Raw genomic sequence first — 11196 nt, 5'->3', positions numbered from 1 at the left:
TTGCATGTATTAGGCATGCCGCCAGCGTTCGTCCTGAGCCAGGATCAAACTCTCCAATAAAGTATTGAAAAGAGCGATAAGCTCATTTTGAATCTGACGAGATTAAAAATCTCAATTGTGCTCCAGTCGATTCAAGCCAAGGCTTGTTTTGAACTTTCGCGTTCATTCTGCAAGCAGAATGTTTACTCACTCGTTGTTCAGTTTTCAAAGATCAAACTTATTTCGCTACCGAATGTCGTTCTCTTCAGCAACTCTTATATAATATCATGTCCGAACCAACTTTGCAAGCTCTTTTTTTAAGTTTCTTTCGAAGCTTATTTCATTCACTTGCCGCACCGTTTATCTTGTGTTTTCTTGGCCGGAATTAGAATATACCATGTGCAGTTTTACATTGCAAGTCTTTTTTTGAAAATGATAATTTTCCGTATAATCGGCACAATATGTAATCTGATGCTCCTGTACTATAGAAATGACACTCAGCATCCTCATTAGGCTGCTTCTAATATACTTATCCATTAAACATAACCAGGGAAGCCACTTTCACTGCGATTGTAGTGAACAATTGATTGTGACCAGCCCTGGTTTTTTGAGATCTCAGCTTTCTTTCCTTCTATATAAATAAGAAAGTCATTTCTTAGGCACTGCTTACACACCCCGCTTCACTTCTCAGTACCTATAATATGCGCTTACCAAGCAGAGAAGCGATCAGTTCCACACCAAGTCGTGCCGTATGTCTATTATGATCGAACAACGGATTCACCTCAACCAGTTCCATGGACGTAACTTGATTGGTGGAAGCAAGTATCTCCAGTGCGTAATGTGCCTCTCGGTAATTCAAACCACCCAGTACTGGGGTGCCTACACCCGGGGCTTCCCGCGGATCCAGACAATCCATGTCAAAGCTGACATGAATACCATCTGTCCCTTTCCCCGCTGTAGCTATTGCTTGCTCAATAACTTGTTGTATTCCCATACGGTCAATATCATGCATCGTAAATGCCCGAATTCCCAGTCCCTTAATCTGCTCTTTCTCATACTCATCCAGATCACGCAGACCAATATAAACCAATTTTGACGGATCAATAAACGCGCCTGCTCCAGCAATGTGCGACAGATTGAATGCAGTATGACCCAAGGAAGCAGCCACACTCATCCCATGCATATTACCAGACAAGCTGCGTTCTTCCGTATTCAAGTCTGCATGCGCATCAAACCAGATCACACCCAAATTGGAATAGTGCGCTGTTAACCCGGCCAAAGTACCAATCGCTACACTATGATCTCCTCCAAGTACAAGCGGAAATATCCCCTCTTCTACCGCAGTCGATACTTCATGACACACCTTCTCACTGACCTGACGCACCTCATTTAAGTGTTTTACACGATTCCGCTCAGTAGGGGCAGCGGGCTCAGAAGGACAATCAATCCTCACTTCTTTGGAAAGCACTAGCCCAAGACTCGCGATCTCCCTCTTCAATCCAGCTGTAATCAATTCATCCGGCCCCAACTCCGCGCCACCTCTTGCTCCCCCGAGTCCAAAAGGAACCTTAATGATGGTTACATTACGCCGCGCAGTTTTCTGGTCCGTATTATCCGTAACAATAGAAGTATCTTTTATGCCACCATGGACATCATCATCATTTTTCATGTAGGTCAGCTCCTTCATTATTGATCAGAACCTGCTCAATTCTCTCCATTGCCCAATCAATCTCGGACTCTTTAATCGTCAGCGGTGGAGCAAATCGAATGGTTGTTTCATGGGTTTCTTTACACAGTAATCCCGCAGACATCAATCGCTCACAATAAGGACGCGCTGATTCATGCAGTTCAACACCAATAAATAAACCCTTTCCCCGAATGTCCCGGATAGCCGAACTGCGAATATCACGAAGCTTTTTCATAAAATAGTTCCCCAGATGCTCCGATCGCTCCGCAAGCTTCTCATCTTCAAGAACGTTCAGTGCCGCTATAGCCACGGCGCAAGCGAGTGGGTTACCCCCAAACGTAGAACCATGAGACCCCGGCTCAAACAAATCAAGTATCTCCGCATCAGCAGCGATAGCCGAGATTGGCATGACTCCTCCCCCCAGCGCTTTGCCCATAATCCAGATGTCTGGTTCAACCCCTTCCCAGTCGGAAGCAAAACGGCGCCCCGTTCTTCCAAATCCGGTCTGGATCTCATCAGCTACGGTCAACACCTTCTGGCTCTTACTCAGTGCAAAGGCTTCAGCCAAATATCCATCAGGCGGGATAACAATTCCAGCTTCCCCCTGAATAGGCTCTACAAGAAAACCAGCCGTATTTGGCGTAATGGCTTTTTTTAGCGCTTCAATATCTCCATAGGGAATAATCCGGAATCCAGGTGTGAACGGTCCAAAATCTTTTTTATACTCAGCCGAAGAAGAAAAGGACGTAACTGTTAGAGTTCTTCCATGAAAGTTACCAGAGCATACGATAATTTCGGCTTGATTCTCCGGTACACCTTTGCAACGATAAGCCCATCTACGTACCGCCTTTACCGCAGTCTCCACCGCTTCCGCTCCTGTATTCATGGCAAGAATCTTGGATTTCCCCGTGAATTGTGAGAGTTTCTGATAAAAAAGAGAAGCTGAGCTGCTATGGAATGCCCGTGATGTCAGCGTAACCTGATCTGCCTGATCCTTGAGCGCCTGTATGATTACAGGATGTCTGTGACCATGATTCAATGCAGAGTATGCACTTAACATATCCATATAACGATGGCCTTCAGGGTCTTCCACCCATACCCCTTCCGCCTGTTCAATCACAATAGGGAGCGGATGATAATTAGGTGCAGCGTAACGCTCCGACCAATCCATTAACATTTTGGAATCTGACATACACACCCAACACCTTCCCAAAATATTGTATACAAAATACAATATCAATGTATGCGATACCACCGCCATTTACGACTACATCCCGCGATTTCCACAGAAGCCTACTCCAAGCCTTTCTTTTAACCGAATCCTCTGTCAATAGTTATCGAGAAGTAGACAGTCTACGTTCCAACCGAGAGAGCAAGTTGGCCAGTGTAAATGTGATTATAAAGTAGAGGCCGGCGGCAATAAGCAGCGGAGCAAGCGGCTGGAACGTAACACCTTGAATCGTTCTAGCCGTGTATATAATCTCAGCTATGCCGATCATGGAAACAAGCGAAGAATCTTTAATGATAATAATGAATTCATTACCGATAGCCGGAAGCATGTTACGAAAGGCCTGTGGAAGTATAATATAGCGAAGTGTCATACCATGCGTCATGCCAAGGGAGCGCGAAGCCTCTGTCTGCCCTTTATCAATCGCTTGAATCCCGGCCCTGAACACCTCCGCCATATAAGCCGAGCTATTCATCGTCAGAGCTACCACCCCCGACATAAATGCCGGCAAGTTCACACCTACAACCGTCAGACCATAATGAATAATAAGAATCTGTACCAGCATTGGCGTTCCTCGAATGAGTTCAATATACGCCGAAGCGACCACTTTAATTGGCCATATTCGGGATATTCGCATTAATGCCATGAACACACCTAGTAACGTCCCAAACAGAACACCGAAGAAGGAAAGTTCAAGCGTAACCCACGCACTTTGTGCATAATCCTGCCAATGTTCTAATAGAAAGGAAAAATCTAAATTCACGGCATACCCCTCACTCGTCCGGTTTATTCACTCAGCATCTCATTCGCTTCAACAACGAAACGTTCAATATCTCCATTCGTTTTGAGCTTTTCCAATGTAGTGTTGATCTGATCCAGCAGCTCCTGATTACCTTTCTTCACCGCGATGGCCGAACCACCCTCATCTTCAGCTTGTTCAATCTCCACACCCGCAACAACAAGCCCCTCTTGGTTCTTCACATACTGTTCAGCCACCGGCTTCTCCAAAATGAGCGCATCTACGCGCCCCGTCTGCAACTCCAGGATCAGTTCAGGTATTTTAGCCAGAGAAGTGAGCTTTGCCCCTTCTATTTCCTGAGCAATCCCTTCCTGAATGGAACTCTTCTGTACGCCAACCTGCTTATCCGATAGATCATCCACTGACTTTAATGCCGCATCGTCCCCTTCTCTAACAAGTACAGCCTGCTCTGCATAATAGTAGATATCCGTAAAATCAACATTCTTCTTTCTTTCTTCGGTAGGGGTTAAGCCTGATATTACAAAATCAACCTTATCTGTACCGAGGGCCATAAGAAGGCCATCAAAGTCCATGTCCTCAATCTTCAGCTCGGCCCCCAGATCAGCCGCAATTGCTTTGGCAATCTCGATGTCAAAACCTACGATAGTATCTTTACCATCAATTTTCTTATGAAACTCATAGGGTGCATAGTCCGCACTGGTCCCAAGTACAATTACTTTCTTTTCCGCAGAACTACCTCCAGAAGACGAAGTAGCATCTGATCCGTTCCCTGTCGTTTTTTCCTGACCACATGCGGACATGATTACAACCACTAACAGCAGAATCATTGGCAACAATACTTTTCTCACACAGCATACCCCTATTCTTTTTTTGGACTTAGTAGCTTAATAATAAATTTGTATACAATATACATAAGACAATATATGGACTTATATGTAAGTAATACTAACAAACATTCTGAGTTATCACAATCATTTTTTAAACAATTATACGCTCATATTCCATAAAATGTGATATATATAACACAACACTCACATTGACTTGAGCAGGAAGTTTGCTTGCCCAACTTCCCCCTCGGTGTTAAGATGATAAAAACTTGAAACTCCTGAACGGCGCACGCTGTACCGCCTCACGCTCATCTAATTATTCACTATACATAGAAAGGAGGATTCGGTATGGAGGTACCCAAATACCGGTCCTTGAAAGATCACGTATACGATTACATTGCCCAGAAGATTCAGGACGGGACGCTACTTCCCAACCAGAAGATCAACGAGGCTGAAATATGCAAAAAGCTGGACATCAGTCGCACCCCTACTCGGGAGGCCCTTTTCCAGCTGGCTTCAGACAATCTGCTGCAATACATCCCACGCAGGGGATTTATTGTCACTCCTTTTGATGCAGGCAAAAAACTGGAGTTCTCTCAAGCGATCGGTGTGCTGGAGGCACTTGCTGCCACTCTTGCAGCAGACCATCTCAGGCCATCTGAACTTTTGGAGATGGAAACTCTCGTTGTCCGAATGGACGAAGATATCAGCCAACTTGATCTTGTTGCCTACAACAAGAACCAATATCAGTTCCATAACCTGTACATTCAGCGATGTGGTAACGCCACAGTAATCGAGATGTTAAACACATTGAAGAACAGCTTCATCCGGCAGTCGTATGTTAGTGATAATAAACCAAAGCTATCTGAGGTACTGCTTGAAGTCAATGAAGAGCACCGACAAATTTTAAGCGCTTTTCGAGCCAAGGATAAGAACCAACTGGAATCCCTGCTCAAACACCACTGGCGGATTATCGACAACGATATGCTGTAGTACGTTCTGCCCAAAACAAACCAAAGGCAACCCACAACTATTGTGCGAGTTGCCTTTTTCCTATTTTTCCTTTTTGATCTCCAACGGCGCCCTAGCCTGAAAAACAGCATACCCCAACTTCTTGCCGTATTTCGCGAGCAACCGATCATTGGTCTGACTCATTCGCTGCATACGTTCATCCTCGAACCAATTCATATCGATCTCACGATGTGGATCATGATCAACGCCCCATTTTCCTATAGAACGTGAATATTCTTTGACCTCTACCTTGTTGAAACCACACTGTTTTAGGCGTTTTTTCCATGCTGTCGCCGTTACCAGGGTTCGTATACCGTAAAATTGCTTTAGTCTGCGATACATCAATTCGGTCTTCTGGCCTGATAAAACCATCTCCCGATCCACCAAAAGTCCAGCGGGCTTCAACACTCTTCTATACTCATTAAGTGCACTCCGCCATGGTGTGAAGATCGTAACCGACTCCACGAATACCATATCAAAATCATTTTCCGGAAAAGGCAACGATGCTACATCCGCCTGAACAAATCGAACATCCACCCCTTCTCGTCTTGCTCGCCGAACTGCCTTATCCAACATATTGCGATGAAGATCAATGGCTGTTACTTGATAGCCACTTTTAGCCAGGTAACAAGCAGTCCTCCCAGTGCCACATCCTATCTCAAGGATATGACTACCCACAGGCAGAGATAAGCTATCCAATAACTTCAGTGTTGCCAAAAACCCTCCGGGGTGGGCACTTCCCTCCCCCAAACGAGCCAGCATGTCATGATAATCCACGCGACATCCCCTCCTCACTCCTCCCAGTGTATGGAACAGATTCAAAAACGGCTCCTCCCTATTCGATTTACCGGGTACTCGTCCATACCAAATCCTCTTCTCTTTACTATGATATACAAACCGTTGAATTCAAGCGGCAACCGCATCTAATGAGGAGGATATGCATGTACAGAATTAATCCGGTATGTGAAGAAACGGTTTCTCCGCACGTTGGACGTTCCGTTTGTCTTGTTATGAAAGACGGTAAGCATATGTATGGTACACTTAGTCAATGTCGTGATGGCAAAGTTTATTTGAACGGATGTTTCGAAGGACCACGGCTATGTTCAGTCAAATCCAAACAGCAGCTGGTAAAAAGCAGCAAGAGAAACGCTGTTGCATCAAAGAAAGTTAAATCTTCGGCCTACGGTCCATATGGATCTGGAGGATACGGTGGAGGTTACGGTGGAGGTTACGGCTACGGAGCAGGAATCGATCTGGCTCTGGTAGCAACATTGTTTCTGCTGCCATTCCTGTTCATCTAAACTCAATCTGGACGTGGTACAATTGTAGTCACATCAAAGACCCTTTTTGCTTATAGCGAAAAGGGTCTTTATCTTTTCATACGATTCCCGTCAATTACAGTATACTTTCTGTAAAAAAAGATACAAAAAAAGGCATTCGCTAAAACGAATGCCGGGAACTTCATATTTAATACCCTTACCTTCGCACAGGGTGTCTGTTTGATCTTAAAAAAAAACACCTCGTTAGAGGCGGGTAAGCTATGTTAAATCCGATTTCCTTTAGGCATCGTTTTCAGATTACTATTCGAATTCTCAAGCAATGGTAGCATCCTAGTCGTGCTGACCATCTCAGAAGCACATATCGGACAAGTAGGTACGTTATCAAACGCAAAATTGTCCCGCATCCATCCTTTGCACGTATCACTCGTACATTCCCAGATTGCCGCATCAGCTTGTGGAATCTCTTCCAACGGTTTTTTGCGATTATACATGACTTCTACCCCCTTTGTTATGGAAAAACATCTAACCGACGTTATTTCACAGAAGCCAACACTTAGCGGAAGTTTTACGTACCACCGAACTTCTGTCTCGACAACTATTGGGTCGACTTTTATATAACTAATCAAAAAAAAGAAGCTGCCTTTACCATTATAACATGTTAAAGGCAGCTATGCTTTAATTACAGTTTTACAACTTCTTCTGCTTGAGGACCACGGTTTCCTTGTACAATTTTAAATTGCACGCGTTGACCTTCGTCCAGCGTTTTGAAGCCTTCGCCTGTAATAGCGCTGAAGTGTACGAATACATCTTCTCCGCCTTCAACTTCGATGAAACCGAAGCCTTTATCAGCGTTGAACCATTTTACTGTTCCGTTTTGCATGTGAATTACACCTCCAAATAAAGATTAACATGTTCCTTTGTTCTTTGCAGCAAGCAAATAAAAATTCACACATTGAAAAAGGTACCAGTCATAAACCTATAAGTGATCGCCCTTTACAATATATGAATTAGGTTTTCCACTCTCTACAACTTGTTTTTATTATAACTCCAATTCAGCCAAAAAGCAAATCTTTGTATTTTCTTTTCAAACAGCTTTGGAAATACATGTTATTAACTCGCGTGGGGACAGGGTTTATCACGCTTATGTGCCTGGTCGCTTGTGTACGGTCTTATGAAAGGATATGCAGATCTAATCCATCTTATACATTTTTTATATAATATTCTGACATGCATATCCAACACAACCAATGAATCATCTCACTACAGTTTAACACATTATGTCCATGCCCACATAAATGCATCCCGATCCCAGGCGATCTGCCCACGATGAAGCTTACGGAAAGCTTTCTTCACTTCCTTGGACAATGATGTATTACCGTTCTCGTTCACAAAAACAAACTCTTCGCCAAAATGGGTCTTCACATATTCTATGGCAGCTTCCTGATGAAGTGTTCCTGTGAATTTAATCTCCTGTACCATCCATTCTGCTACGCCTTGTGCTGTCTTCTCCACTATATCACCTACTGTCTGAACCTAATGTACGGATAGGCAGACCGCGTATCATGAACATATCTGTCTTCCCGCCAGACTGAAGTATACCATGATCCCACTGCTGACGGGAAACTGTAAGATAACTACTTCCAAGCGACACCCTTAATGAACAACCGTATTGTTATTGTCCTGCTCACTTGCATGGGAAGGAATAATCGAATTGGTTCGATTGCTCCACACTAACCAGGCACAGTATGCAATCAGTACTACCAGTATAAAAAGATCGTAGGGAAGTGTTCCTGTGTCCTCCAGATCATTCCCGAGGAATTGAATCAGATTATGTATGAAATGAAACAAAATAAGCGGTACGATATTTCCGTTCTTCAGCATTAATAATGCCAGTGCCGCTCCCAGAAGCAGCGCATAGACCAATTGCATGATCGTATCCGTCATATTTTGACCTGACAATGCATTCAGCAGATGTGTAATTGAAAACAAGATGCTGGAGGTCACGACTGCAGCCACTGCACTTTTTTGAAGCAATGTTTTGAAAATAAGTCCTCGGTAGATCGTTTCCTCAACAAAAGCTACGAGCAAGGTAAAGTAGATGAAAAAGACGACCCGTGACAAGCTCAGCTCCCCAAATCCTTTTAAGGCAAGTGTACCCAGTACAAGGAGTAGTGGAATATAATACTTTGCATAGCCAGCTGGGATACTTCGCAAGGATCGAAATCCAGTCTCTCTCCACTTGCGCCTGAACGTCAGATAGATCATCAGAACAATTGCGATGGGTGTAAAGGAAATAAGTACAGGGGAAGTGTAGTCCAATTGTTTTATCGTCGCAATGGCTCCTGCCGCAAATACAGCTAACAAGAGAAGTAGCTCAATAATCACGACGGTGAGCACAGGTTTGCGCTCAGATAAGGAATGTTTTGGCTTGGATTGCGGATTAACCATACATTTGCCTACCTCATTTCATTTACTTTTTTCGTTGTCATATGAATTTATATGCCAATATAGTTGCATCACACCCCCAGTACATTGAATATCCCTATTATGGATAAAACTATAAAAGTAACAAAAAAGAGACTTATCCTGACTGCATTTCCCCTAAAATCAGGTATGGCTTATACCTTCATCTGTCCATTATAGTATTACAAGAGTTTAAAGCTGCAGGGGTGCGGCGACTCTTCAACGTCATATATCTATAAGTATGAATTAACGATAATTTCACAATGCATAATGAAATCAGGGGGATACTATGAAAGCATTCTTTCAGCGCTGGGGGCATTTACTGGCTATTCTGTGCATACCGCTCCAAGGCTCCATTTACGTATTTCTAGGCAGCAACACGGGAAATGATGTATTCTACAATTATGCTTGGATTGACACACAGATTCCTTTTATCAAAGAATTTATTTATCCGTACATTAGCTGGATGCCCATTCTGTATTTTGGATTTCTCTATTTGGGTCTGACGAACAAGTCGCTATTCTGGCGTACGTTGATTACCTATAATATTGGTGTGATGGCTGCCAATGTCTGTTTTGCGGTGTTCCCTACCCATGTCCCACGCCCGGAAATCGGCGGAACTGATCTGAGCAGCGTGTTAGTACAGTTTATCTATTCAAATGATGCGCCCTTCAATTGTTTCCCAAGTGTTCACGTTCTGACCAGCTACTTGCTGTTTATTGTGATTAACAGACACTTGAATTTTAAACCTTTGGCACGCATCTCTTGGTCAGTATGGCTGTGGTTGATTATTGCTTCGACGGTGTTTGTCAAACAACATTCCTTGCTGGACATTGCCGGAGGCATTTTGTTTGCGGAGGCCGCGTATTGGACTGTACATGTCTTTGCTCTTCGTCTTGGGCAGGCACGAAAAAAAGGCAAGCAACCACTCACAGCTTCGAATCCAAGCAGTCATGTATAGCTGCATTTATATAGGTAACAGGTGGGATGTTGATCCTGTTATACAGCAAAAGAGGGCCTAAGCCCTCTTTTTTTGTGCTCATTTAATTAAACCTACTTATATAGAAGAACTTATTAGGGTTGGGCTATGCGTTTCATACTATAGGCGGGCGTTCATGGAGCAGATCGGATGGTGGACTTCCCGTTATACGCTTAAATATGCGGTAAAAATAAGACAGATCCCGGTAGCCGAGAAATTCGGCAATTTCCTGGATGGAGAGTTGTGACTCCGTGAGCAGATATATGGCTCGTTTCATCCGTTGATCATGGACATACTGACTGATGGTCTGATTCGTCATGCTTTTGAATAATGCAGCAGCATAATTGGGAGTCTTATTGATCTCGTCCCCGAGCTCTTCCTTCGTTACTTTCTCCCGATAATGCCGCTCAATATATCGCTTCATCCGTTCAACATGATTATGCCTCTCCGGCGGAATGACTCCCCGATCTAACTCCCTGTTCATATAAATCAACACTTCCATCAATAAGGCTTGGCTCATCATGACATAATAAGACGGACGCTCCTGCCATTGTTGATAAATAGCGCTCATGCGTTGATGGATCAGTTCGTAACATCCAGGTTTATGGCGCAAAGCTTCATACCGTTCGAGCGCAGGCAGAGTTTCTGTATGATTTCGTTGCAATTGAATTACAATCTGTGTGTGCGTTACTGTTGGAATACTCTTGCCGTAATATGGGACACCACCTGGAATGAGGAGCAATTCCCCCTTTTCCATGATCTGTTTATCACCGTTCACCCAATATACACATTTTCCATAAGTAACCAAGCTAAGCCGCCAAGTTTGTTGAGATTGCACAGCTTCTTCGTACCAACCAACACCATTAATATGTCGTACTTCAAGTGGAGTGAACATAACACACCTCATTATCGGACTATACTCTAATCATTGTACTATAGTTCATACCCTGATTCGACAGAAAACGCTACAATAAACATATAA

13 protein-coding genes and 1 rRNA gene are annotated in these 11196 nt (G+C 43.7%); 3 read left to right on the top strand and 11 right to left on the bottom strand.

Annotated features, from left to right (window positions below; all coding sequences use genetic code 11):
- The 5 genes from AB4111_RS30890 to AB4111_RS30870 all read right to left on the bottom strand — a co-directional run.
- A 16S ribosomal RNA gene (locus AB4111_RS30890) occupies window positions 1-60 on the bottom strand; the annotation flags it as partial.
- 613 nt (window positions 61-673) lie between these two features.
- Complete coding sequence (gene rocF, locus AB4111_RS30885; RefSeq protein ID WP_442035123.1) at window positions 674-1648, bottom strand: arginase; 975 nt, start codon at window positions 1646-1648, stop codon at window positions 674-676.
- Entirely contained in the window at window positions 1638-2858 is a 1221-nt protein-coding gene (locus AB4111_RS30880; RefSeq protein ID WP_442035121.1) for an ornithine--oxo-acid transaminase, read from the bottom strand. Before AB4111_RS30880 ends, rocF begins: the two co-directional genes overlap by 11 nt.
- Window positions 2859-3000: 142 nt before the next feature.
- Window positions 3001-3657: an amino acid ABC transporter permease gene (locus tag AB4111_RS30875; protein ID WP_442035119.1), complete on the bottom strand. Its 657-nt coding sequence runs from the start codon at window positions 3655-3657 to the stop codon at window positions 3001-3003.
- Between the two features lie 23 nt (window positions 3658-3680).
- The gene (locus AB4111_RS30870; RefSeq protein ID WP_442035117.1) at window positions 3681-4502 is read right to left on the bottom strand and encodes a transporter substrate-binding domain-containing protein; all 822 of its coding nucleotides are present in this window, start codon (window positions 4500-4502) and stop codon (window positions 3681-3683) included.
- Between the two features lie 327 nt (window positions 4503-4829).
- Here AB4111_RS30870 and AB4111_RS30865 point away from each other — a divergent pair, with 327 nt between their 5' ends.
- The gene (locus AB4111_RS30865; protein ID WP_442035115.1) at window positions 4830-5474 is read left to right on the top strand and encodes a GntR family transcriptional regulator; all 645 of its coding nucleotides are present in this window, start codon (window positions 4830-4832) and stop codon (window positions 5472-5474) included.
- Window positions 5475-5534: 60 nt separating this feature from the next.
- Here AB4111_RS30865 and AB4111_RS30860 read toward each other — a convergent pair whose 3' ends face one another.
- On the bottom strand, window positions 5535-6269 hold the full coding sequence (locus tag AB4111_RS30860) for a class I SAM-dependent methyltransferase (protein ID WP_442035113.1): 735 nt from the start codon (window positions 6267-6269) through the stop codon (window positions 5535-5537).
- Between the two features lie 164 nt (window positions 6270-6433).
- Here AB4111_RS30860 and AB4111_RS30855 point away from each other — a divergent pair, with 164 nt between their 5' ends.
- Window positions 6434-6793, top strand: coding sequence for a hypothetical protein (locus tag AB4111_RS30855; protein ID WP_442035111.1), 360 nt, complete (start codon window positions 6434-6436; stop codon window positions 6791-6793).
- Between the two features lie 242 nt (window positions 6794-7035).
- Here the strand turns inward: AB4111_RS30855 and AB4111_RS30850 are convergent, their stop codons facing one another.
- The 4 genes from AB4111_RS30850 to AB4111_RS30835 form a co-directional block, all read right to left on the bottom strand.
- Complete coding sequence (locus AB4111_RS30850) at window positions 7036-7263, bottom strand: cold-shock protein (protein WP_017691121.1); 228 nt, start codon at window positions 7261-7263, stop codon at window positions 7036-7038.
- 188 nt (window positions 7264-7451) lie between these two features.
- Window positions 7452-7652, bottom strand: a complete 201-nt coding sequence (locus AB4111_RS30845; protein ID WP_024633772.1) for a cold-shock protein — start codon at window positions 7650-7652, stop codon at window positions 7452-7454.
- 395 nt (window positions 7653-8047) lie between these two features.
- Window positions 8048-8284, bottom strand: coding sequence for a DUF6953 family protein (locus tag AB4111_RS30840; protein WP_036607962.1), 237 nt, complete (start codon window positions 8282-8284; stop codon window positions 8048-8050).
- Between the two features lie 141 nt (window positions 8285-8425).
- Window positions 8426-9220 carry a CPBP family intramembrane glutamic endopeptidase gene (locus tag AB4111_RS30835; protein ID WP_442035108.1) on the bottom strand — a complete coding sequence of 265 codons (795 nt, stop codon included), beginning with the start codon at window positions 9218-9220 and terminating at the stop codon, window positions 8426-8428.
- Between the two features lie 304 nt (window positions 9221-9524).
- Here AB4111_RS30835 and AB4111_RS30830 point away from each other — a divergent pair, with 304 nt between their 5' ends.
- Window positions 9525-10196, top strand: a complete 672-nt coding sequence (locus AB4111_RS30830) for a phosphatase PAP2 family protein (RefSeq protein ID WP_442035106.1) — start codon at window positions 9525-9527, stop codon at window positions 10194-10196.
- Window positions 10197-10329: 133 nt separating this feature from the next.
- On the opposite strand, the gene AB4111_RS30825 is transcribed toward AB4111_RS30830, so the two are convergent.
- A complete protein-coding gene (locus AB4111_RS30825) occupies window positions 10330-11109 on the bottom strand; it encodes a helix-turn-helix transcriptional regulator (RefSeq protein WP_253429239.1) in 780 nt (259 codons plus the stop codon).
- Window positions 11110-11196 lie beyond the last annotated feature (87 nt).

This window comes from Paenibacillus sp. 2KB_22, from assembly GCF_052115745.1.
Lineage (GTDB): Bacteria > Bacillota > Bacilli > Paenibacillales > Paenibacillaceae > Paenibacillus.
This window is presented reverse-complemented; position numbering and strand designations above follow the sequence as displayed.